The following is a 19,185-nucleotide window of genomic DNA, read 5'->3' on the forward strand; positions in this document are numbered from 1 at the left end:
CTACGGGAGGTGGTCGGTCCTACAGCGAAGACCGCTGGACGGCGAGTCCGCTGCGGACTACTTCTTGCCCGGCTTCTTCTTGCCGGCGATGGCGCGACGCGGGCCCTTGCGGGTACGGGCGTTCGTGCTGGTGCGCTGACCGCGGACGGGCAGACCGCGGCGGTGCCGCAGACCCTGGTAGCAGCCGATCTCGACCTTGCGGCGGATGTCGGCCTGGATCTCGCGACGGAGGTCACCCTCGGTCTTGATGTTGTTGTCGACGTACTCGCGGATCGCGACGAGCTGCTCCTCGGAGAGGTCGCGGACGCGGGTGTTCGGGTCGACGCCGGTGGCGGCCAGCGTCTGCTGGGAGAGGGTCCGGCCGATGCCGAACACGTAGGTGAGGGCGACCTCCACGCGCTTTTCGCGCGGGATGTCAACACCGGAAACGCGTGCCATTCAATGGCTCCAGTTGATCTTCGGAGGTCTTCCGCAGAACAGGTTCCCGGCCGCCGTACCAGGTACGAACCGGGTCCCCGGCCTCCGAACCGGGGGTGTCAGACGGAGGGAGACTCCGCCTGTGTCCTGCGTATGTACACATTCAGCTCGCGTCGCGCGAAACTCTGCGGATCAGGTGCAGAGGGAGCGGTCGGTCGTGCGTCAGCCCTGGCGCTGCTTGTGGCGCGGGTTCTCGCAGATGACCATGACCCGGCCGTGACGGCGGATCACCCTGCACTTGTCGCAGATCTTCTTGACGCTCGGCTTGACCTTCATGGGATGTGAGGTTCTCCGGGTCAGTTGCCGGCGGTCCCGCTGCCTCGCGGCCTCGGGACGTGGGCAAGATCTACTTGTACCGGTAGACGATCCGGCCACGCGTCAGGTCGTACGGAGAAAGCTCCACCACGACCCGGTCGTCAGGGAGGATGCGGATGTAGTGCATACGCATCTTGCCGCTGATGTGTGCCAGGACCTGGTGGCCGTTCTGGAGCTCGACCTTGAACATGGCGTTCGGCAGAGACTCGACGACAGTGCCCTCGATCTCGATGGCACCTTGCTTCTTGGCCACGCTTCGCCCTTCGAATCGACTACCTTGATCGACTCTCTGCTTCCCTTGCGGGAGCATGCGGACATGCGGGTGCACGAGAGCCGACGAGTCAGTCTACGTCAGCGCACCCGGAAAAACGAATCGGGAGAGTCTGCCCCGCTCGGGTGATCGTTACGCAGGCCGGTCCGCGGTCGCCGGAGCGGCACGGCGAAGGCCGCCGGACACGGCGCGGGAGCGGGCGGCAGGAAGAGAAGAGAGCCGGGCCGGGCGCCCCTCGGCGCAAGGCCCCGCGTCAGGCGAGCGGATCCGGCGCGGCCGTGATGCCGTACTCGGCCAGCTTCGCCTTGCCGCCGTCCGGGGCCGTCAGGACCAGCGGGCCCTGCTCGGTGAGGGCCACCGAGTGCTCCCAGTGGGAGGACCAGGTGCCGTCCGTCGTGATGACCGTCCACTCGTCGTCCAGGACCCGGGTCCTCGGGGTGCCGAGGGAGACCATGGGCTCGATGGCCAGGCAGAAGCCGGGGACCAGCTTGGGGCCCTTGCCGCGGCGGCGGTCGACGTAGTTCAGCAGGTGCGGATCCATGTGCATCTCGGTGCCGATGCCGTGGCCGCCGTAGTCCTCGATGATGCCGTAACGGCCGCCGCCCGGCTTGGGCTGGCGGCGGATGTACGTCTCGACGGCGCGGGAGATGTCGACCAGGCGGTTGCCCTGCTTCATCGCCGCGATGCCCGCCCACATCGACTCCTCGGTCACCCGGGACAGCTCGACCAGCTCCGGGGCGTGCCCGGAACCGACGAACGCCGTGTAGGCCGCGTCGCCGTGCCAGCCGTCGACGATCGCGCCGCAGTCGATGGAGATGATGTCGCCGTCCTTGAGGACCACCTCGTCGGAGGGGATGCCGTGGACGACGACCTCGTTGACCGAGGTGCAGATCGTGGCCGGGAAGCCGCCGTAACCGAGGAAGTTCGGCTTGGCGTTGTGCTCGGCCAGCACCTTGCGGGCCACCTGGTCCAGGTCCTTGGTGCTCGCGCCCGGCACGGCCGCCTCACGGGTGGCCGCGTGGATCGCGGCGACGACCAGCCCCGCCGCACGCATCGTGGCGATCTGCTCGGGGGTCTTGATCTGCACCATGGGGACAGGGCCTTTCTGGGACCGGGCGACTGCTTCAACCATACGGGCGCCGGCGCGCCCACAGCGCAGCCGCGGCCCCCGTCAGGAGGAACCGCGGCTGCGACCGGCGTGCGACTACTGCGTGACGTCCTCACGCTTCAGCGCCTGAAGGGCGCGACGCGTGATCTCGTCGACCGGGCCGAGCGACGAGATCGTCACGACCAGGCCCTGCTTGCGGTAGTAGTCGATGATCGGCTCGGTCTGCGTGTGGTAGACCTCGAGCCGCTTGCGGACGGTGTCCTCGTGGTCGTCGTCCCGCTGGTACAGCTCGCCGCCGCAGACGTCGCAGACGCCTTCCTTCTTCGGCTTGCTGTACGAGACGTGGAAGACGTGGCTGGAGTCGTTGCGGCAGATGCGCCGGCCGGCGATCCGCTTGACGACCTCGTCCTCGGGAACCTCCAGGTCGAGGACCGCGTCGAGCTTGATGCTCTCGCTCTCGAGCGTCCCGTCCAGCGCCTGGGCCTGCGAGACGTTGCGCGGGAAGCCGTCGAGCAGGAAGCCGCCGGCGGCGTCCGGCTGCTCCATGCGGTCCTTCGCCATGGCGATGGTGACCTCGTCGGGAACCAGGTTGCCCGCGTCCATGTAGGACTTCGCGAGCTTGCCCAGCTCCGTCTGCCTGCTGATGTTGGCGCGGAACAGGTCGCCCGTGGAGATGTGCGGGATCGACAGCTTCTCGGCCAGGCGCGTTGCCTGCGTACCCTTGCCTGCGCCAGGCGGCCCGACGAGGACGATTCGCATCAGCGGAGGAACCCTTCGTAATTGCGCTGCTGGAGCTGGCTCTCGATCTGCTTCACCGTCTCGAGACCGACACCCACGATGATCAGGATGCTGGTACCGCCGAACGGGAAGTTCTGGCTTGCCCCGAAGCCAACCAACGCCACTGTTGGTACGAGAGCGATCAGACCCAGATACAGCGAACCCGGCCAGGTGATCCGGTTGAGCACGTACGAAAGGTACTCAGCGGTCGGTCGGCCAGCCCGGATGCCCGGGATGAAGCCACCATACTTCTTCATGTTGTCCGCGACTTCCTCGGGGTTGAAGGAGATCGCCACGTAGAAGAACGCGAAGAACACGATGAGCAAGAAGTACGCGGTGATGTAGATCGGGTGGTCGCCCTTGGTCAGGTTCTGCTGGACCCAGGTCTTCCAGCCCGAGTTGCCGCCGGAGAACTGCGCGACGAGAGCCGGGATGTAGAGCAGCGACGAGGCGAAGATCACGGGGATCACGCCCGCCTGGTTCACCTTGAGCGGGATGTACGTCGACGTACCGCCGTAGGAACGGCGGCCGATCATGCGCTTCGCGTACTGCACCGGGATGCGGCGCTGGGCCTGCTCGACGAAGACGACCAGGCCGACCATGATCAGGCCGACCAGGAGCACGGTGCCGAACTCGATCCAGCCGTCGGCCAGCTTGCCCGACTTCTTGATGGACCACAGCGCGGACGGGAACGTCGCGGCGATCGAGATGAACATCAGGATCGACATGCCGTTGCCGATGCCGCGGTCGGTGACCAGCTCGCCGAGCCACATCACCAGGACGGTGCCCGCGGTCATGCAGACCACCATGACGATGGTGTTGAAGATCGCCTGGTCCGGGACGATGTCCGCGGCCGCCGTGCACCCGGAGAACAGGGCGCCGCTGCGGGCGGTGGCCACCAGGCCGGTGCCCTGCAGGATGGCCAGCGCCACCGTCAGGTAGCGGGTGTACTGAGTGATCTTCGCGGTGCCGGACTGGCCCTCCTTCTTGAGGGCCTCCAGCCGCGGGATGACCACGGTCAGCAGCTGCAGGATGATGCTCGCCGTGATGTACGGCAGGATGCCGAGGGCGAAGATCGTGATCTGCAGCAGCGCACCGCCGCTGAACATGTTGACCAGTCCGAAGAGGCCCTGGCTGCCGGAGGCCTCGGTCACGCACGTCTGTACGGCCTTGTAGTTGACGCCCGGGATCGGGATGTGGGTACCGACGCGGTACACCACGATGATGCCGAGTGTGAAGAGCAGCTTCTTGCGCAGGTCGGGCGTCCTGAACGCCCGGGCGAAGCCGGTGAGCACGGTGCCTCCTGCGACCCCCGCGCACGTGCGTCAGGGTGACGGTTGTGAGGTTCCAACTGAGAACGACGAATGGACAACGGACGACTGCCGCTCCGAGTGCCCATGATGCGGCATCCGGTGGAAGTGGACAGTGCAGGCCACCTTACCGGCGAGACCGCCCCCCTAGGAACGACCAACCGGGGATACCCCATTTGTGGGTATCCCCGGTCGGGACGTTCAGGTCATCGAGACGTCCGACGGTGTCAGACGAGCTCGGTGACGCTACCGCCGGCGGCGGTGATCTTCTCCTTGGCGGAGCCGGAGACGGCGTCGACCGTCACCTGCAGCGCCACGGAGACCTCGCCCTGGCCGAGAACCTTGACGAGGCTGTTCTTGCGAACGGCACCCTTGGCCACCAGGTCCTCGACGGTGACCTCGCCACCCTCGGGGTACAGGGCGGCCAGCTTGTCGAGGTTCACGACCTGGTACTCGGTCTTGAACGGGTTCTTGAAGCCCTTCAGCTTCGGGAGGCGCATGTGGAGGGGCATCTGCCCACCCTCGAAGCGCTCCGGAACCTGGTAGCGGGCCTTGGTGCCCTTGGTACCACGACCGGCCGTCTTACCCTTCGACGCCTCACCACGACCCACACGGGTCTTGGCGGTCTTGGCGCCCGGGGCGGGACGGAGGTTGTGGATCTTGAGCGGGTTCTGCTCCGCCATGATCAGTCGACCTCCTCGACCGTCACGAGGTGGCGGACGGTGTGCACCATGCCGCGGAACTCGGGGCGGTCCTCCTTGACGACCACGTCACCCAGGCGCTTGAGGCCCAGGGAACGCAGGGTGTCGCGGTGGTTCTGCTTGCTGCCGATGTAGGACTTCGTCTGCGTGATCTTGAGCTGCGCCACGATTACGCACCCGCCCCGGCACGCGCACGCAGGAGAGCCGCGGGGGCGACGTCCTCGAGGGGCAGACCACGGCGGGCCGCGATCTCCTCGGGACGCTGCAGGCCCTTGAGGGCCTCCACGGTGGCGTGCACGATGTTGATGGCGTTGTCGGAGCCGAGCGACTTCGACAGCACGTCGTGGATACCGGCGCACTCGAGCACGGCACGCACCGGACCACCGGCGATCACGCCGGTACCCGGGGACGCGGGCTTGAGCAGCACGACGCCGGCAGCCTTCTCACCCTGGATGGGGTGCGGGATGGTGCCCTGGATGCGGGGGACCTTGAAGAAGTGCTTCTTGGCCTCCTCAACGCCCTTGGCGATGGCGGCCGGCACCTCCTTGGCCTTGCCGTAACCGACACCCACGGTGCCGTCACCGTCGCCCACCACGACCAGCGCGGTGAAGCTGAAGCGACGACCACCCTTCACAACCTTGGCGACGCGGTTGATCGCGACTACGCGCTCAACGTACGCGGTCTTCTCGGCGGCAGCTGCGCCGCCGTCACGGCCCTTCCGGTCCCGCCGCTCGCCGCCACCGGCACCGCCACCGCGGCGCTGGGGTCCAGCCATTGGAATTACCTCTCTCTGTTTCCGCTAGCTCGGAACCGGCTCAGAACTTCAGGCCGGCTTCGCGGGCGGCGTCCGCCAGGGCGGCGATGCGCCCGGCGTACTGGTTGCCACCACGGTCGAACACGACAGCCTCGACACCGGCGGCCTTGGCACGCTCGGCGACCAGGGCGCCGACCTGCTTGGCCTGCGCGGACTTGTCGCCCTCGCCACCGCGGATCGACGTGTCCAGCGTGGACGCCGACGCCAGGGTGTGACCCTTGAGGTCGTCGATCACCTGCGCCACGATGTGGCGGTTGGAGCGGGTCACGACCAGACGGGGGCGCTCCGCCGTACCGGCGATCCGCTTGCGGATCCGGATGTGACGGCGCTTGATCGCGGCGCGCTTGTAGGCGTCGCCCTTGAGGATCTTCTGCCCGTATGCCATGGCTTACTTACCCGCCTTTCCGACCTTGCGGCGGATGACTTCGCCCTCGTACTTGACACCCTTGGCCTTGTACGGGTCGGGCTTGCGCAGCTTGCGGATGTTGGCCGCAACCTCGCCGACCTTCTGCTTGTCGATGCCCTCGACCGAGAAGCGGGTGGGGGCCTCCACCTTGAAGGTGATGCCCTCGGGTGCCTCGACGGTGATCGGGTGGCTGTAGCCGAGCGCGAACTCGAGGTTCGAGCCCTTGGCCGTCACGCGGTAACCGACACCGCTGATCTCGAGCTTCTTCACGTAACCCTGGGTCACGCCGGTGATCATGTTCGCCACCAGCGTGCGGGACAGGCCGTGCAGGGCCTTGTTCTGACGCTCGTCGTTGGGGCGGGTGACGTTCAGAACGCCGTCCTCAGCCTTGACGATCTCGATCGGCGCGGCGACGGTGTGGGTCAGTTCGCCCTTGGGGCCCTTGACCTTGACCGTGCGGCCGTCGATGGTGACGTCCACGCCGGCGGGAACCGCGATGGGGAGCTTGCCGATGCGCGACATAGCTGTTTCCTCCGTTCCCTTCCGTTACCAGACGTAGGCGAGGACTTCCCCACCCACGCCCTTCTTGCCGGCCTGCTTGTCGGTGAGGAGCCCGTGGGACGTGGAGATGATCGCCACGCCGAGGCCGCCGAGCACCTTCGGCAGGTTGGTGGACTTCGCGTAGACCCGGAGACCGGGCTTCGAGATCCGCTTGATGCCCGCGATGGAGCGCTCACGGTTCGGGCCGTACTTCAGCTCGAGGACGAGGTTCTTGCCGACCTCGGCGTCCTCGGTCTTCCAGCCCGTGATGAAGCCCTCCTGCTGGAGGATCTCCGCGATGTGCGACTTGATCTTCGAGTGCGGCATCGCCACGGTGTCGTGGTACGCCGAGTTCGCGTTCCGCAGACGCGTGAGCATGTCTGCGATCGGATCAGTCATGGTCATGAATTGGCCTTCGGCCTCTCTCGCCGGGGTTTCCTGGTGCGCCATCCCTCTCCCCGATCCGAGACGGGACGGGTGCGGCGCGGTGGACCTACGGCGTAGTAAGTCGTTTAGGGCACGGCAGGCGCCCAACCCCACAAGCCTAAGCCATGGGGGGTGGGCCTCCTGCCGACCCCGGTTGCTTACCGAGAGTCCTGTATCAACCCAAGTGGGCTGTTACCAGGAGCTCTTGGTCACGCCCGGCAGCTCGCCACGGTGAGCCATCTCACGAAGGCACACGCGGCACAGGCCGAACTTGCGGTACACGGAGTGCGGACGACCGCAGCGCTGGCAGCGGGTGTAGCCGCGCACTCCGAACTTGGGCTTGCGAGCAGCCTTCGCGATGAGAGCCTTCTTCGCCATCTCGCTCACGCCTCCTTGAACGGGAAGCCGAGGTGACGGAGAAGGGCACGGCCCTCTTCGTCGTTGGTCGCCGTGGTGACCACGGTGATGTCCATACCCCGGACACGGTCGATCTTGTCCTGGTCGATCTCGTGGAACATGACCTGCTCCGTGAGACCGAAGGTGTAGTTGCCACGGCCGTCGAACTGCTTGGGGGACAGGCCGCGGAAGTCGCGGATGCGCGGCAGCGCGAGCGACAGGGTGCGGTCCAGGAACTCCCACATGCGGTCGCCACGGAGCGTGACGTGGGCACCGATCGGCTGGCCCTCACGCAGCTTGAACTGCGCGATGGACTTGCGGGCCTTGGTGACCGCCGGCTTCTGGCCGGTGATCGTGGTGAGGTCGCGGATGGCGCCCTCGATCAGCTTGGAGTCGCGGGCGGCGTCGCCCACACCCATGTTGACCACGATCTTGACGAGGCCCGGGATCTGCATGACGTTCTCGTACTTGAACTCGTCACGCAGCTTGGGGGCGATCTCGCTGCGGTACTTCTGCTTCAGACGCGGGGCAGTGGTGGTAGCCATCAGATGTCCTCACCCGTCCGCTTGGCAACGCGGATCTTGTTGCCTTCGTCGTCGAAGCGGTAACCGACACGCGTGACGACCTTCTGACCGTCCTTCTCCACGACCAGCTGGACGTTGGAGACGTGGATCGGAGCCTCGGTCGTGACGATGCCGCCGGCCTGCGAACCGCTGGCGGTCGGACCGGCCTTGGTGTGCTTCTTGACCCGGTTGACACCCTCGACCAGGACGCGGTCCTCGCGGGGGAAGGCCGCGATGACCTTGCCCTGCTTGCCCTTGTCCTTACCGGTGATGACCTGGACCAGGTCGCCCTTCTTGATCTTCATGCTTACAGCACCTCCGGAGCCAGCGAGATGATCTTCATGAACTTCTTCTCGCGCAGCTCACGGCCCACGGGGCCGAAGATACGGGTGCCGCGAGGGTCGCCGTCGTTCTTCAGAATGACGGCGGCGTTCTCGTCGAAGCGGATGTACGAGCCGTCCGGACGGCGGCGCTCCTTGACGGTGCGAACGATGACCGCCTTGACGACGTCACCCTTCTTCACGTTGCCACCGGGGATCGCGTCCTTGACGGTGGCGACGATGACGTCACCGATGCCCGCGTAGCGGCGACCGGAGCCACCGAGCACACGGATGCAAAGGATCTCCTTCGCACCAGTGTTGTCGGCGACACGCAGCCGCGACTCCTGCTGGATCACGTCTATCTCCTGTTTGTCTGCCGGTTCCCCGGGGGCCGCTCACCGAGCGGCCCCCGGAGCCTGGCGGAACTGTCCTGCGAGGGAACTCCCGCAGGAATTACTTGGCCTTCTCGAGGATCTCGACGACGCGCCAGCGCTTCGTCGCGGACAGCGGCCGGGTCTCCATCAGGAGGACGCGGTCGCCGACGCCCGCGGCGTTCTGCTCGTCGTGCGCCTTGAGCTTGTTCGTACGGCGGATGACCTTGCCGTACAGCGCGTGCTTGACGCGGTCCTCGACGGCGACGACGACGGTCTTGTCCATCTTGTCGCTGACGACGAGGCCCTCACGGGTCTTGCGGAAGCCGCGCGCCTCGGAGTTCTGCTCAGTCACGTTGTTCTCGCTCATGCGTTCTCCACCGTTTCGATGCCCAGCTCACGCTCGCGCATCAGGGTGTAGATCCGCGCGATGTCCTTGCGGACCGCCTTGAGACGGCCGTGGTTTTCGAGCTGGCCCGTCGCCGCCTGGAAACGGAGGTTGAACAGCTCTTCCTTGGCCTCGCGGAGCTTGCCCAGAAGCTCCTCGTTGCCCAGCTCGCGCAGCTCGGACGCCTTGGTACCGGCCGACATCACGCTTCACCTGCCTCGCGCTTGACGATCCGGCACTTCATCGGCAGCTTGTGGGCCGCACGAGTCAGCGCCTCACGGGCGATCTTCTCGTTGGGGTACGACAGCTCGAACATCACCCGACCGGGGTGAACGTTCGCGATCCACCACTCCGGAGAACCCTTACCGGAACCCATGCGGGTCTCGGCAGGCTTCTTGGTGAGCGGACGGTCCGGGTAGATGTTGATCCAGACCTTGCCGCCACGCTTGATGTGGCGGGTCATCGCGATACGGGCCGCCTCGATCTGGCGGTTGGTCACGTACGCCGGCGTGAGGGCCTGGATGCCGTACTCGCCGAACGCGACCGTCGTACCGCCCTTGGCCTGACCACGGCGCTTCGGGTGGTGCTGCTTGCGGTGCTTGACCCTACGGGGGATCAGCATGTCGGTCAGGCCTCCGTTCCGGTGCTCTCAGCCGGAGCGGCAGCGGCCGGGGCCTCGGCCTTGGGGGCCTCGGCGGCCGGAGCCTGCTGCTGCTGCGGCTTGCGACCGCGCCGCTCGCCACCGCGGCCACCACGGGCCGGGCGGTCGGCACCACCGCGGGCCGGGCGGTTACCCGCACGGGCCGCAGCGTTCTCGGCGCGGACCTCGGCGATGTTCTTCACGTCGCCCTTGTAGATCCAGACCTTCACACCGATGCGGCCGAAGGTCGTCTTGGCCTCGAAGAAGCCGTAGTCCACGTTCGCGCGGAGCGTGTGCAGGGGCACACGGCCCTCGCGGTAGAACTCCGAGCGGGACATCTCGGCGCCGCCGAGGCGGCCACCGCACTGGATCTTGATGCCCTTGGCGCCGGCCTTCATCGCCGACTGCATGCTCTTGCGCATGGCACGGCGGAAGGAGACGCGGGAGGAGAGCTGCTCGGCGACGGCCTGGGCAACCAGCTGAGCGTCGGTCTCGGGGTTCTTGACCTCGAGGATGTTCAGCTGGACCTGCTTGCCGGTGAGCTTCTCGAGGTCGCCGCGGATGCGGTCGGCCTCGGCGCCGCGGCGGCCGATGACGATGCCCGGACGAGCGGTGTGGATGTCCACACGCACGCGGTCACGGGTGCGCTCGATCTCGACCTTGGAGATGCCGGCGCGCTCCATGCCGGACGTCATCATCCGACGGATGGCGACGTCTTCCTTGACGTAGTCCTTGTACAGCTTGTCGGCGTACCAACGCGACTTGAAGTCGGTCGTGACACCGAGCCGGAACCCGTGCGGGTTTACCTTCTGGCCCATTACCGGGTTCCTTCCTTGCTGCTGACGACCACGGTGATGTGGCTGGTCCGCTTGCGGATCCGGTAGGCGCGGCCCTGGGCGCGCGGACGGAACCGCTTCAGGGTCGGGCCCTCGTCGACGTAGGCCTCGGAGATGTAGAGGCTGTCGGCGTCGGTGTGGTCGTAGTTGTGCGCGGCGTTGGCGATGGCGCTGTCCAGCACCTTGCCGACCGGCACGCTCGCGGCCTGCGGGGCGAAACGCAGGACCGCCTGAGCCTCCGTGGCGTTCATGCCACGGATGAGGTCCACCACGCGGCGGGCCTTCATGGGCGTGACGCGGATGTACCGCGCCTGGGCCCTGGCTTCCATGGTTGTCCCTTCAGTGTTTGTCATGGTCTTTCACACCCCGCTGACTAGCGGCGCTTCGACTTCCGGTCGTCCTTGACGTGACCCCGGAAGGTGCGCGTCGGCGAGAACTCGCCGAGCTTGTGGCCGACCATCGACTCGGTGACAAACACCGGGATGTGGGTCTTGCCGTTGTGCACCGCGATCGTGTGGCCCAGCATCGCCGGGACGATCATCGAGCGGCGGGACCAGGTCTTGATGACGTTCTTGGTGCCGGCTTCGTTCTGTACGTCCACCTTCTTGATCAGGTGGTCGTCGACGAAAGGCCCCTTCTTCAAGCTACGAGGCATCTCAACCCGTCCTTAGCGCTTCTTGTTCGTCTTGCGGCGGCGGACGATGTACTTGTTGCTCGCCTTCTTGGGAGAACGAGTACGACCTTCCTTCTGACCCCAGGGGCTGACCGGGTGGCGGCCACCCGAGGTCTTGCCCTCACCACCACCGTGGGGGTGGTCAACCGGGTTCATCGCCACACCGCGAACGGTCGGGCGGACGCCCAGCCAGCGCTTGCGGCCGGCCTTGCCCCAGTTGATGTTGCTCTGCTCGGCGTTGCCGACCTCGCCGACCGTGGCGCGGCAGCGCTGGTCGACCAGACGGATCTCACCGGACGGCATGCGGAGGTGGGCCATCGTGCCCTCCTTCGCGAGCAGCTGCACGGAGGCACCGGCGGAGCGGGCGAACTTGGCACCGCCACCGGGACGGAGCTCGATCGCGTGGATCGTGGTACCGACCGGGATGTTGCGGAGAGCCAGGTTGTTGCCCGGCTTGATGTCGGCCCCGGGACCGTTCTCCACGCGGTCGCCCTGCTGCAGGTTGCGCGGGGCGAGGATGTAGCGCTTCTCGCCGTCGGCGTAGTGCAGCAGCGCGATGCGCGCGGTGCGGTTGGGGTCGTACTCGATGTGCGCGACCTTCGCCGGCACGCCGTCCTTGTCGTGACGACGGAAGTCGATCACGCGGTAGGCGCGCTTGTGTCCGCCACCCTGGTGGCGAACGGTCACACGACCGGAATTGTTACGGCCGCCCTTGCTGTGCAGGGGACGGACCAGCGACTTCTCCGGCGTGGACCGCGTGACCTCGACGAAGTCGGCGACGCTGGCGCCACGACGGCCAGGAGTCGTCGGCTTGTACTTGCGGATACCCATTTCTCAGTCCTCGTCCGATATCGGACGATCCGGACCGCCGTCAGGCGGTCGGACCGCCGAAGATGTCGATACGGTCGCCCTCGGCGAGGGTCACGATCGCGCGCTTGGTGGCGGCACGCTGGCCGAAACCGGTGCGGGTCCGCTTGCGCTTGCCCTGGCGGTTGATCGTGTTGACCCCGGTGACCTTGACCTCGAAGACCGCCTGGACGGCCTCCTTGATCTGGGTCTTGTTGGCACGCGGGTCGACGATGAACGTGTACTTGTTCTCGTCGAGGAGCGCGTAGCTCTTCTCGGAGACGACCGGCTTGACCAGGACGTCACGGGGGTCCGTGTACGACTTGCTCAGCGGGGTCTCGACCGTGTTCTTGCCCTCGGTGGCGTGGCGGCGCGCCTTGGCGACGCGCGCGGCCTTCGCGGCCTTGGCGGCCTTCGAGGCGATGGAGGGGTGACGCGTAGCCATCAGGCCTCGCTCCCTTCGGTGTCGTTGGCCTTGTTCGGGCCGGCGACGAAGGACTCGAAAGCGGCCTTGGTGAAGACCACGTCGTCCGAGACGAGAACGTCGTACGTGTTCAGCTGGCCCGGCTCCAGGATGTGGACCTGGGGCAGGTTGCGGGCGGACAGCCACGCGGCCTCGTCGGCGCGGTCGACGACCAGGAGCAGGTTCTTGCGCTCCGAGATCTTGCCGAACAGCGTCCGGGCGGCCTTGGTGGAGGCGGTCTCACCCTCGACCACGCCGGAGACGACGTGGATGCGGTTGTGGCGGGCCCGGTCGGTGAGGGCGTGGCGCAGGGCCGCGGCCTTCATCTTCTTCGGGGTCCGCTGCGAGTAGTCGCGCGGCACGGGACCGTGCACGACGCCACCACCGGCGAACTGCGGCGCGCGGGTCGAGCCCTGACGGGCACGGCCGGTGCCCTTCTGGCGGTACGGCTTCTTGCCACCGCCGCGGACCTCGCCACGCGTCTTGGTCTTGTGGGTGCCCTGACGGGCAGCGGCCAGCTGTGCGACGACGACCTGGTGGATCAGCGGGACGCTGACCTTCTCAACGCCGAAGATCTCCGCGGGGAGCTCGACGGTACCGGCCTTCTCGCCCGCCGGCGAAAGGATGTCAACAGTGCTCATCGGTTACCTCAGGCCCCCTTGGCCGCGGTGCGGACCAGGACGAGGCCGCCGTTCGGACCGGGAACCGCGCCCTTGATGAGCAGCAGACCCTTCTCCGCGTCAACGGCGTGGACGGTCAGGTTCTGGGTGGTGACCCGCTCGTTGCCCATGCGACCCGCCATGCGGAGGCCCTTGAACACACGGCCCGGGGTGGCGCAGCCACCGATGGAACCGGGCGAGCGGTGCTTGCGCTGGGTGCCGTGACCGGCGCCGAGGCCACCGAAGTTGTGGCGCTTCATGACACCGGCGAAGCCCTTGCCCTTGCTCTTGCCGGTGACGTCGACCTTCACGCCGGCCTCGAACACCTCGGCGGTGACTTCCTGGCCGAGGGTGTACTCGCTCGCGTCCGCGGTGCGGATCTCGACGAGGTGGCGGCGGGGGGTGACGTCGGCCTTGGCGAAGTGACCCTTGAGGGGCTTGTTCACCTTGCGCGGGTCGATCTCGCCGAAGGCGATCTGGACCGACTCGTAGCCGTCGACGTCGTTCGTACGGACCTGGGTGACGACGTTGGGGCCGGCCTTGACGACGGTGACCGGAACAACACGGTTGTTCTCGTCCCACACCTGCGTCATGCCGAGCTTCTCGCCCAGGATGCCCTTGATCTGCTTGGTCATCTCTCAGATCACCGGCCTCAGAGCTTGATCTCGATGTCGACACCGGCCGGGAGGTCGAGTCGCATCAGAGAGTCAACGGTCTTGGGGGTCGGGTCGAGGATGTCGATCAGGCGCTTGTGCGTGCGCATCTCGAAGTGCTCGCGCGAGTCCTTGTACTTGTGCGGCGACTTGATGACGCAGTACACGTTCTTCTCAGTGGGCAGCGGCACCGGGCCCGCGACCGACGCACCAGTGCGGGTCACCGTCTCGACGATCTTCTTCGCCGAGGAGTCGATGACCTCGTGGTCGTAGGCCTTGAGCCGGATGCGGATCTTCTGTCCCGCCATGGCTACTTCGTAGTCCTGTCTCTTCTCACGCTCTGGAACCCGGTGTCTGCCTGGTTTCCCTTGGTCTTCTCCGACCCACGCGGTCGGGCGTGTCGCGCTCTCGCTGACATGGATGTCCCTTGTTCGAACATCCCTGCGGGAATGCACACGGCCCTGCCGGTACCGCGGACCGGGGATCGAGGACCCACCGGGTGCCTGGCCGGTGCCGCGCCCACGCTTCCCGGAAGATTCCCGTACGTCCGCCCCAGCGCTGCCGTGAGGCAGTTAGGGCGACGAGTACTGTGGGACTCGCTTCCGGTCCTCCCGGCGGGAGGCGCGCAGCATCAACACTCGACCGAGCAACTCGGACAGTCTGCCATACGCGACGGCAGCCTGGCCAATCGAGCCGAAGAGATTACCCCGAAGGTGACGGGGATCAAACGCGGGGCGGGACGGGCGGGTGATCACTTCCCCGGCCAGGGCCAGGAAAGCGATCACGGGAAGCCGGGAGAGACCGCGGTCAGAGCCGGAAGAGGACGCCGCGCCAGGTCCATCCGGCGGCCAGGACGGCGTCCTGCAGGGGTTCCGACATCTCCCGGGTGTCGAAGCGGAACGACTCCACCCTGTGCGGGCGGCCGCCGGGGCCCTGCCGCGTCTCCCATTGCCGGTAGACCGCCGTCGTGGGCCCGCGGCCGTACTGCCTGGAGGGCTGTCCGGCCGAACGGTTCTCCCACCGTTCCTCCAGCACGCGCACCTCCCGCGTCTCGGGGACCAGTCTCATCCGGGTCCTGAGCCGCACCCCCACCCGCCGGACCTCGCACTCCGCCACCAGATCGGCCTTCTCGCCGGGGGCGGCATTGCGCACCCGGAACGGCACGTCTGGACCATTCAGACCGAGCAGGGCGACCCGGGCCTCCTGCGCCGACAGCGGGGCGACGTCGGCGACAGGGTGCCTGGTACCGGTGAACAGGTCGAAGAAGCCCATCGGCCCTCTCGGTGCGCGATCGGTCAGTACTGGGTGTTGAGGTCGGTGCCCTCGGGTGCCCGCCAGCAGCCGGAGACGATGTTCACGGAGAGCAGCGGGTCCTTCTCGTGCGGGTTGGTCGGGGTGGAGACCATCAGCACGGCGTGCACCGAGAAGCGGTCCTTGCCGGAGTCTGCCGTGAGAGCGGGCGATCGGGCCTCGCTCTTCTCGGGGCCGTCCTGGACGATCTTCCACCCGTGCTTCGGCAGTTCCTCCCGCAGCCGCTGGAAGCCCGCTTTGAGTTCGTCCTCGGAGACCCCGTAGACCGACCACGGATGAGCGGTCTTGTAGAGGTGGTCGGGGTCCTCGTCGCAGGCCGCGATGTTGGGGCCCGGCTCCGTGACCTTGGCGCTGCGCATGCCGATCATCTCGTAGATCGAACTGGAGACGGCCTTCGCCCTGGCGCGGGCCTGGTCCACATCCAGGGTGGGATGCCCGGCGCCCGTGGCCGGGCCGGAGGACTGCGGTGTCGGGGAGGAGGATCCGTTGTGGTCCACGGTCTTGGAGCATCCTGCCGTGAGAAGGGAAGCAACGACTAGTGCGGTGGCGAGACCGGCGGGGGTCCTGCGACACCGCTTCCGTGCTGGACTGCGCATCGACATCACCTTACGGATCCACTACTTGGTTGTACCGACCAGTGACCACGGCCGCCTGGTTCTGCAGACTGGTCGAATTCTCGTCCCAGTAGCCGCTGTGCCCTCCTGTGTCGACGGCCATGCGATGCGCGCCGAACGCCTCGTCCGACGGGACCGTCTGGATCAGGCCGGCGTCGTACGGCAGTCCGTGCCAGGTCTGGACCCCCCACTTGTAACCGCCGAGGTGCGCGGCCTTGCCGCCCAGCGGGACCAGGTCGTCGTGTGCCGCCTCGGCCCACACGTGGCTCTTGCCGACGTCCAGGTCGCCCGCGTCGCCGACCAGCATGCCGGGACTGCCCGCCACGACGATGTCGTCCGCCGCGAAGTGGCCGGGGGCCTTGGAGGCGGCGCCCACGGTGGTGGAGCCGTAGCTGTGGCCGATGACGGTGGTGTGGCTCGCGTCCGGGCCGCCCTGCACCGTCTGCAGTCCGTCGAGGAAGCTGTTGAGTCGGGGCGCGCCGTCATAGGCCCAGTGCCTCTCCATGGCTTCAGGCACGATGCTCTGCGGAGCGTCGTAACCGATCCACGTGATGGTCGAGGTGGTCTTGCCGGGCGACAGGCTGTGGGCGTCGTTCCACAGCCGTGTCATGCGGGTGATGTCCCCGTGGGCCCCCGACAGCTTCGACGTCGTGCCCGGCACGTACACGGCCGTGTTGTCCGCCGTGTCCGGGTCGCCGTTGGCCAGGATGACGTGGCCGTTGCCCTTGAGGTCGAAGCCGAGCAGGTAGGCCGGCGGCAGACCGTCGACGCCGGTCTGGTCGAACCGGGACCGGACCGCGTCCATCCCCTTGATCTGGTCCTTGTACTTGTTCCCGCCCAGGGCGTTCCACGCGGTCCATTCCGGGTTCGTGATGATCCCGCCCGCGGTGACGATCTGCTTCTCCGGCTCCGGGCCCAGCCGGTCGAGCTTCTGCTGGACATCGGCGCGGGCCTCGTCCAGCACGATCCGGTTGGACGAGTCACGGATGGCACTCGGCAGTCCGTCGAGCGCGCCGATCTCGGCCGGGTACAGCGTCTGGTACTCCTCGCGCTGCTCCTGGCTCAGCCCGTCCCACCATGTCTTGTTGTCGGCCGGGGACTTGCCCTGGGGAATGCCGTCCTTGCCGAGGTAGGTGCCGACCGCCTTCCGGACGTCGCCCATGTCGTGGGCCTCGTCCACAAGCATGGCGTCGGTCACGTCCAGGCCGTCGGGCGCCTTCAGTTCGCGCAGGAGCTTCGCGTACCGGTTGTCGATCTCGACGGCACTGTTCACCGCCTGCGAGATGCGCTCGGCGATGTCCTCGGCCTTGCCCTTGTTGGGGTCGCCGTTCGCCTCGCCCGCGCCCGGCAGCAGGGGGACCGGTGCCCCCGGCTCGGCCCTGCCGGTGCCGGTGGACGTGCTGGGCGCCATGGGTACCTGGGTGCTGCGCGGGTACTCGACCGAACCGTCCTCGTGGACCGTGAACTTGAGATCGGCCGCTTCGTCGAGGGCCTGTTTGAGTTTCTTCTGGGCGCCGGCCAGTTCCGAGGCGAGGCCGTTCAGGGCCGTGCGGACGAGACCGCACTCCCCGTGGATGTACTGGTAGTTCCGGCCCAGCCGGGTCAGGTCACGCTTGGCGGCGTTCTGCGCCTCGCCCTTCTGCGTGGTGTGGATCGGGGCTGCCATCTCGTGGTCGACCCGGATGCGTGCGGCGTCGGCCCGGTTGCTGACCGTGCCCCAGCCGTCGGCCGCGTCCTCGTACTCCGTGAACTTCGCGTCGCGCAGTTGCTGCCATGTGGGCACGGTCGCCTCACCGCGTCCAGTCGGGCTTGCCGCCGCCGATGTTCACACCGTCGGCCTTGCGGGCGACCGCGGGGTCCAGCTCACCGAAGTCACGGCCGGTCTTGGCGAGCGCACCGTGCAGCCGGTCGCACTCGTCGCGCACCGAGGCCAGACGCTTCTCCCAGGTCCCGAGGATCTCGTCCAGCGCGGCGGAGCTCGTGAAGCCGTCGGTGCCGCTCTTCACGCCCTCATGGGCGGACTTGAGTTCCGTCAGGCCCGTGTTCGTGGCGGTTCTCAGGTCCTGGGCCACCCCGGAGGCTTTGGTCCAGGGGCCCTGCGACACCTTCAGATCAGGCGTCCCGCCTCCCCCGCCTCCCCCGCCTCCCCCGCCTCCCGGGTCGGCCAGATGGTCGATCCGCATCCGCTGAGCCGCCCCGGCCTTGAGCTGTTCCCACTCGTCCCACGCCATCGGCCGTTCCTCCCCCTGTCGTGACGGCGGTGCGATTGTGCCGCAGGTCCACTGGTGTTGCCGCGGTGACGGAGCTTATCGGTTGGCGCGGAAGGCCACGTGAGTACGCGTACTCAGCTCACGGGGACGCGGCCGCGGGCGAAGAACTGGTCCTCGTGGACGTCCTCGCCGGCCGCTGGGGTGTGGTCCACGGGCCTCCCCGCGCAGGGCCGTTGGGGCGAAGGTGCGGAGGGACCGTCGGGTGCGGTGGCCGGAGGTGGGGGTTCGGCGCGGGTTCAGGGGCCGGTGTGCGGGGCGGGCAGGTGTTCCGCGCAGGCCAGCCGGCCCACGGCGGCCGTCGTGTCCGCGTCCGTGCGGGCCAGGTGCAGGGTGAGCAGGGCGTCGGTGAGGGCCTGGACCGCCTGCTCGTCGAGGGGGGCGAGGAAGTCGCGTTCGACGCGTGCGCGGACCTGTTCGGCCGCCTCCAGGGACTCCTGTCCGGCCGGGGTGAGGGTGACGACGTTGCGGCGGCGGTCCTGGTCGCTGCGGCGGCGCTCGACGTAGCCCTTGCCCTCCAGGGCGTCGATGATGCCGACCATCGTCGTGCGGTCGATGCCGAGGAGCGCGGCGATCTCCAGCTGGGACGGCTGCTCCCGGGCCGCGGCGATCACCCCCATGACGCCCAGCTCCCGCGGGATGAGGCGGAAGGGGGCGAGTGCCTGGCCCAGTTCGGTCGCCAGGGTGGCGTAGGCGTGCTTCAGCAGATATCCGAGCGGCCGGGCCGGGACATCAGGGGGAGGCACGTCGTTCATGCGGGCAGTGTACAGTGGACTGACCATCAGGATCACTGACGATCTCCCAAGGTGACGATGGCGTGGGGGCGTGCAGCTCCGCGGGGCGTGGAACAGCCTCCCGGGGCAGGGGGAAACGGGGCCGGAGAACCGGGCCTTCAGGGACATCGCTGTCGGCGCAGCGCCGCGCCGGAGGCGGTGCCGGCACGGCGAGCACGGCGACCGCACCGGTCGTGTCCGTGCGCGGTCACCGGCCTCCGACCGATCGCACACCACGCACACGCACACCACCACACGCCTGACCAC

At 67.6% G+C, this 19,185-nt stretch carries 32 protein-coding genes; all 32 read right to left on the reverse strand.

The genetic code is table 11. From position 1 onward, the window contains the following. Window positions 1–57 precede the first annotated feature (57 nt). A complete protein-coding gene (gene rpsM / locus ABZ719_RS04315) occupies window positions 58–438 on the reverse strand; it encodes a 30S ribosomal protein S13 (RefSeq protein ID WP_037858429.1) in 381 nt (126 codons plus the stop codon). A gap of 201 nt (window positions 439–639) precedes the next feature. Continuing rightward, the gene (rpmJ, locus tag ABZ719_RS04320; RefSeq protein WP_003998809.1) at window positions 640–753 is read right to left on the reverse strand and encodes a 50S ribosomal protein L36; all 114 of its coding nucleotides are present in this window, start codon (window positions 751–753) and stop codon (window positions 640–642) included. A gap of 70 nt (window positions 754–823) precedes the next feature. Then, window positions 824–1,045, reverse strand: a complete 222-nt coding sequence (infA, locus tag ABZ719_RS04325) for a translation initiation factor IF-1 (protein WP_003948620.1) — start codon at window positions 1,043–1,045, stop codon at window positions 824–826. Window positions 1,046–1,316: 271 nt separating this feature from the next. Continuing rightward, window positions 1,317–2,153: a type I methionyl aminopeptidase gene (gene map / locus ABZ719_RS04330; protein WP_366723708.1), complete on the reverse strand. Its 837-nt coding sequence runs from the start codon at window positions 2,151–2,153 to the stop codon at window positions 1,317–1,319. 114 nt (window positions 2,154–2,267) lie between these two features. Then, the gene (locus ABZ719_RS04335; RefSeq protein ID WP_366723709.1) at window positions 2,268–2,930 is read right to left on the reverse strand and encodes an adenylate kinase; all 663 of its coding nucleotides are present in this window, start codon (window positions 2,928–2,930) and stop codon (window positions 2,268–2,270) included. Beyond that, complete coding sequence (gene secY / locus ABZ719_RS04340; protein ID WP_366723710.1) at window positions 2,930–4,243, reverse strand: preprotein translocase subunit SecY; 1,314 nt, start codon at window positions 4,241–4,243, stop codon at window positions 2,930–2,932. Before secY ends, ABZ719_RS04335 begins: the two co-directional genes overlap by 1 nt. 242 nt (window positions 4,244–4,485) lie before the next feature. Beyond that, window positions 4,486–4,941 carry a 50S ribosomal protein L15 gene (gene rplO / locus ABZ719_RS04345; RefSeq protein ID WP_018564817.1) on the reverse strand — a complete coding sequence of 152 codons (456 nt, stop codon included), beginning with the start codon at window positions 4,939–4,941 and terminating at the stop codon, window positions 4,486–4,488. 2 nt (window positions 4,942–4,943) lie between these two features. Then, window positions 4,944–5,126: a 50S ribosomal protein L30 gene (rpmD, locus tag ABZ719_RS04350; protein ID WP_009190145.1), complete on the reverse strand. Its 183-nt coding sequence runs from the start codon at window positions 5,124–5,126 to the stop codon at window positions 4,944–4,946. Window positions 5,127–5,128: 2 nt separating this feature from the next. Continuing rightward, on the reverse strand, window positions 5,129–5,734 hold the full coding sequence (gene rpsE / locus ABZ719_RS04355) for a 30S ribosomal protein S5 (RefSeq protein WP_009190144.1): 606 nt from the start codon (window positions 5,732–5,734) through the stop codon (window positions 5,129–5,131). A gap of 40 nt (window positions 5,735–5,774) precedes the next feature. Continuing rightward, the gene (rplR, locus tag ABZ719_RS04360) at window positions 5,775–6,158 is read right to left on the reverse strand and encodes a 50S ribosomal protein L18 (RefSeq protein ID WP_030174556.1); all 384 of its coding nucleotides are present in this window, start codon (window positions 6,156–6,158) and stop codon (window positions 5,775–5,777) included. Window positions 6,159–6,161: 3 nt separating this feature from the next. Next, on the reverse strand, window positions 6,162–6,701 hold the full coding sequence (rplF, locus tag ABZ719_RS04365) for a 50S ribosomal protein L6 (protein WP_366723711.1): 540 nt from the start codon (window positions 6,699–6,701) through the stop codon (window positions 6,162–6,164). Window positions 6,702–6,725: 24 nt separating this feature from the next. Further along, window positions 6,726–7,124, reverse strand: a complete 399-nt coding sequence (rpsH, locus tag ABZ719_RS04370) for a 30S ribosomal protein S8 (protein ID WP_366723712.1) — start codon at window positions 7,122–7,124, stop codon at window positions 6,726–6,728. Window positions 7,125–7,337: 213 nt separating this feature from the next. Beyond that, the gene (locus ABZ719_RS04375; protein ID WP_003948630.1) at window positions 7,338–7,523 is read right to left on the reverse strand and encodes a type Z 30S ribosomal protein S14; all 186 of its coding nucleotides are present in this window, start codon (window positions 7,521–7,523) and stop codon (window positions 7,338–7,340) included. Between the two features lie 5 nt (window positions 7,524–7,528). Then, complete coding sequence (rplE, locus tag ABZ719_RS04380) at window positions 7,529–8,086, reverse strand: 50S ribosomal protein L5 (protein WP_366723713.1); 558 nt, start codon at window positions 8,084–8,086, stop codon at window positions 7,529–7,531. Further along, entirely contained in the window at window positions 8,086–8,409 is a 324-nt protein-coding gene (gene rplX, locus ABZ719_RS04385) for a 50S ribosomal protein L24 (RefSeq protein ID WP_020941676.1), read from the reverse strand. Before rplX ends, rplE begins: the two co-directional genes overlap by 1 nt. Before the next feature lie 2 nt (window positions 8,410–8,411). Further along, window positions 8,412–8,780 carry a 50S ribosomal protein L14 gene (rplN, locus tag ABZ719_RS04390; protein WP_003998823.1) on the reverse strand — a complete coding sequence of 123 codons (369 nt, stop codon included), beginning with the start codon at window positions 8,778–8,780 and terminating at the stop codon, window positions 8,412–8,414. Between the two features lie 97 nt (window positions 8,781–8,877). Then, on the reverse strand, window positions 8,878–9,165 hold the full coding sequence (gene rpsQ / locus ABZ719_RS04395) for a 30S ribosomal protein S17 (protein ID WP_037858420.1): 288 nt from the start codon (window positions 9,163–9,165) through the stop codon (window positions 8,878–8,880). Continuing rightward, window positions 9,162–9,386, reverse strand: a complete 225-nt coding sequence (rpmC, locus tag ABZ719_RS04400) for a 50S ribosomal protein L29 (RefSeq protein WP_018564811.1) — start codon at window positions 9,384–9,386, stop codon at window positions 9,162–9,164. The genes rpsQ and rpmC overlap by 4 nt, the downstream gene beginning before the upstream one ends. Continuing rightward, window positions 9,386–9,805, reverse strand: a complete 420-nt coding sequence (rplP, locus tag ABZ719_RS04405; protein WP_004927269.1) for a 50S ribosomal protein L16 — start codon at window positions 9,803–9,805, stop codon at window positions 9,386–9,388. Before rplP ends, rpmC begins: the two co-directional genes overlap by 1 nt. Window positions 9,806–9,810: 5 nt before the next feature. Next, window positions 9,811–10,641, reverse strand: coding sequence for a 30S ribosomal protein S3 (rpsC, locus tag ABZ719_RS04410; RefSeq protein WP_028420771.1), 831 nt, complete (start codon window positions 10,639–10,641; stop codon window positions 9,811–9,813). Then, complete coding sequence (gene rplV, locus ABZ719_RS04415) at window positions 10,641–10,988, reverse strand: 50S ribosomal protein L22 (RefSeq protein ID WP_037858419.1); 348 nt, start codon at window positions 10,986–10,988, stop codon at window positions 10,641–10,643. The genes rpsC and rplV overlap by 1 nt, the downstream gene beginning before the upstream one ends. Before the next feature lie 44 nt (window positions 10,989–11,032). Further along, window positions 11,033–11,314 (reverse strand): 30S ribosomal protein S19, encoded by a 282-nt coding sequence (gene rpsS / locus ABZ719_RS04420; RefSeq protein ID WP_003948639.1) that lies wholly within the window; start codon window positions 11,312–11,314, stop codon window positions 11,033–11,035. A 12-nt stretch (window positions 11,315–11,326) separates the two neighbouring features. Beyond that, a complete protein-coding gene (gene rplB / locus ABZ719_RS04425; RefSeq protein WP_018564806.1) occupies window positions 11,327–12,163 on the reverse strand; it encodes a 50S ribosomal protein L2 in 837 nt (278 codons plus the stop codon). Between the two features lie 40 nt (window positions 12,164–12,203). Continuing rightward, the gene (gene rplW, locus ABZ719_RS04430; protein WP_037858416.1) at window positions 12,204–12,623 is read right to left on the reverse strand and encodes a 50S ribosomal protein L23; all 420 of its coding nucleotides are present in this window, start codon (window positions 12,621–12,623) and stop codon (window positions 12,204–12,206) included. Further along, window positions 12,623–13,282 (reverse strand): 50S ribosomal protein L4, encoded by a 660-nt coding sequence (gene rplD, locus ABZ719_RS04435; protein ID WP_037858415.1) that lies wholly within the window; start codon window positions 13,280–13,282, stop codon window positions 12,623–12,625. The genes rplW and rplD overlap by 1 nt, the downstream gene beginning before the upstream one ends. An 8-nt stretch (window positions 13,283–13,290) precedes the next feature. After that, entirely contained in the window at window positions 13,291–13,935 is a 645-nt protein-coding gene (gene rplC / locus ABZ719_RS04440; protein WP_366723714.1) for a 50S ribosomal protein L3, read from the reverse strand. A gap of 17 nt (window positions 13,936–13,952) precedes the next feature. Continuing rightward, a complete protein-coding gene (rpsJ, locus tag ABZ719_RS04445; protein ID WP_003948644.1) occupies window positions 13,953–14,261 on the reverse strand; it encodes a 30S ribosomal protein S10 in 309 nt (102 codons plus the stop codon). A gap of 499 nt (window positions 14,262–14,760) precedes the next feature. After that, window positions 14,761–15,225, reverse strand: a complete 465-nt coding sequence (locus tag ABZ719_RS04450; protein ID WP_366723715.1) for a hypothetical protein — start codon at window positions 15,223–15,225, stop codon at window positions 14,761–14,763. Between the two features lie 23 nt (window positions 15,226–15,248). Continuing rightward, window positions 15,249–15,761, reverse strand: a complete 513-nt coding sequence (locus ABZ719_RS04455; protein WP_366723716.1) for a hypothetical protein — start codon at window positions 15,759–15,761, stop codon at window positions 15,249–15,251. Between the two features lie 109 nt (window positions 15,762–15,870). Beyond that, window positions 15,871–17,661 (reverse strand): alpha/beta hydrolase, encoded by a 1,791-nt coding sequence (locus ABZ719_RS04460; protein WP_366723717.1) that lies wholly within the window; start codon window positions 17,659–17,661, stop codon window positions 15,871–15,873. Between the two features lie 7 nt (window positions 17,662–17,668). After that, window positions 17,669–18,109 (reverse strand): hypothetical protein, encoded by a 441-nt coding sequence (locus ABZ719_RS04465; protein WP_366723718.1) that lies wholly within the window; start codon window positions 18,107–18,109, stop codon window positions 17,669–17,671. Between the two features lie 275 nt (window positions 18,110–18,384). After that, on the reverse strand, window positions 18,385–18,900 hold the full coding sequence (locus ABZ719_RS04470) for a MarR family winged helix-turn-helix transcriptional regulator (RefSeq protein ID WP_366723719.1): 516 nt from the start codon (window positions 18,898–18,900) through the stop codon (window positions 18,385–18,387). Window positions 18,901–19,185: the final 285 nt, after the last annotated feature.

Origin of the sequence: Streptomyces sp. NPDC006743 (assembly GCF_040703815.1) — a bacterium.
Taxonomy (GTDB): domain Bacteria; phylum Actinomycetota; class Actinomycetes; order Streptomycetales; family Streptomycetaceae; genus Streptomyces.

Excerpts from the sequence above, each read along its gene's own strand:
- rpsM (WP_037858429.1), bottom strand. The coding sequence starts at position 438 with ATGGCACGCGTTTCCGGTGTTGACATCCCGCGCGAAAAGCGCGTGGAG.
- rpmJ (WP_003998809.1), bottom strand. The coding sequence starts at position 753 with ATGAAGGTCAAGCCGAGCGTCAAGAAGATCTGCGACAAGTGCAGGGTG.
- map (WP_366723708.1), bottom strand. The coding sequence starts at position 2,153 with ATGGTGCAGATCAAGACCCCCGAGCAGATCGCCACGATGCGTGCGGCG.
- ABZ719_RS04335 (WP_366723709.1), bottom strand. The coding sequence starts at position 2,930 with ATGCGAATCGTCCTCGTCGGGCCGCCTGGCGCAGGCAAGGGTACGCAG.
- rplO (WP_018564817.1), bottom strand. The coding sequence starts at position 4,941 with ATGGCGGAGCAGAACCCGCTCAAGATCCACAACCTCCGTCCCGCCCCG.
- rpsE (WP_009190144.1), bottom strand. The coding sequence starts at position 5,734 with ATGGCTGGACCCCAGCGCCGCGGTGGCGGTGCCGGTGGCGGCGAGCGG.
- rplR (WP_030174556.1), bottom strand. The coding sequence starts at position 6,158 with ATGGCATACGGGCAGAAGATCCTCAAGGGCGACGCCTACAAGCGCGCC.
- rplF (WP_366723711.1), bottom strand. The coding sequence starts at position 6,701 with ATGTCGCGCATCGGCAAGCTCCCCATCGCGGTTCCCGCCGGCGTGGAC.
- rpsH (WP_366723712.1), bottom strand. The coding sequence starts at position 7,124 with ATGACCATGACTGATCCGATCGCAGACATGCTCACGCGTCTGCGGAAC.
- ABZ719_RS04375 (WP_003948630.1), bottom strand. The coding sequence starts at position 7,523 with ATGGCGAAGAAGGCTCTCATCGCGAAGGCTGCTCGCAAGCCCAAGTTC.
- rplE (WP_366723713.1), bottom strand. The coding sequence starts at position 8,086 with ATGGCTACCACCACTGCCCCGCGTCTGAAGCAGAAGTACCGCAGCGAG.
- rplX (WP_020941676.1), bottom strand. The coding sequence starts at position 8,409 with ATGAAGATCAAGAAGGGCGACCTGGTCCAGGTCATCACCGGTAAGGAC.
- rpsQ (WP_037858420.1), bottom strand. The coding sequence starts at position 9,165 with ATGAGCGAGAACAACGTGACTGAGCAGAACTCCGAGGCGCGCGGCTTC.
- rpmC (WP_018564811.1), bottom strand. The coding sequence starts at position 9,386 with ATGTCGGCCGGTACCAAGGCGTCCGAGCTGCGCGAGCTGGGCAACGAG.
- rplP (WP_004927269.1), bottom strand. The coding sequence starts at position 9,805 with ATGCTGATCCCCCGTAGGGTCAAGCACCGCAAGCAGCACCACCCGAAG.
- rpsC (WP_028420771.1), bottom strand. The coding sequence starts at position 10,641 with ATGGGCCAGAAGGTAAACCCGCACGGGTTCCGGCTCGGTGTCACGACC.
- rplV (WP_037858419.1), bottom strand. The coding sequence starts at position 10,988 with ATGGAAGCCAGGGCCCAGGCGCGGTACATCCGCGTCACGCCCATGAAG.
- rpsS (WP_003948639.1), bottom strand. The coding sequence starts at position 11,314 with ATGCCTCGTAGCTTGAAGAAGGGGCCTTTCGTCGACGACCACCTGATC.
- rplB (WP_018564806.1), bottom strand. The coding sequence starts at position 12,163 with ATGGGTATCCGCAAGTACAAGCCGACGACTCCTGGCCGTCGTGGCGCC.
- rplW (WP_037858416.1), bottom strand. The coding sequence starts at position 12,623 with ATGGCTACGCGTCACCCCTCCATCGCCTCGAAGGCCGCCAAGGCCGCG.
- rplD (WP_037858415.1), bottom strand. The coding sequence starts at position 13,282 with ATGAGCACTGTTGACATCCTTTCGCCGGCGGGCGAGAAGGCCGGTACC.
- rplC (WP_366723714.1), bottom strand. The coding sequence starts at position 13,935 with ATGACCAAGCAGATCAAGGGCATCCTGGGCGAGAAGCTCGGCATGACG.
- rpsJ (WP_003948644.1), bottom strand. The coding sequence starts at position 14,261 with ATGGCGGGACAGAAGATCCGCATCCGGCTCAAGGCCTACGACCACGAG.
- ABZ719_RS04450 (WP_366723715.1), bottom strand. The coding sequence starts at position 15,225 with ATGGGCTTCTTCGACCTGTTCACCGGTACCAGGCACCCTGTCGCCGAC.
- ABZ719_RS04465 (WP_366723718.1), bottom strand. The coding sequence starts at position 18,109 with ATGGCGTGGGACGAGTGGGAACAGCTCAAGGCCGGGGCGGCTCAGCGG.
- ABZ719_RS04470 (WP_366723719.1), bottom strand. The coding sequence starts at position 18,900 with ATGAACGACGTGCCTCCCCCTGATGTCCCGGCCCGGCCGCTCGGATAT.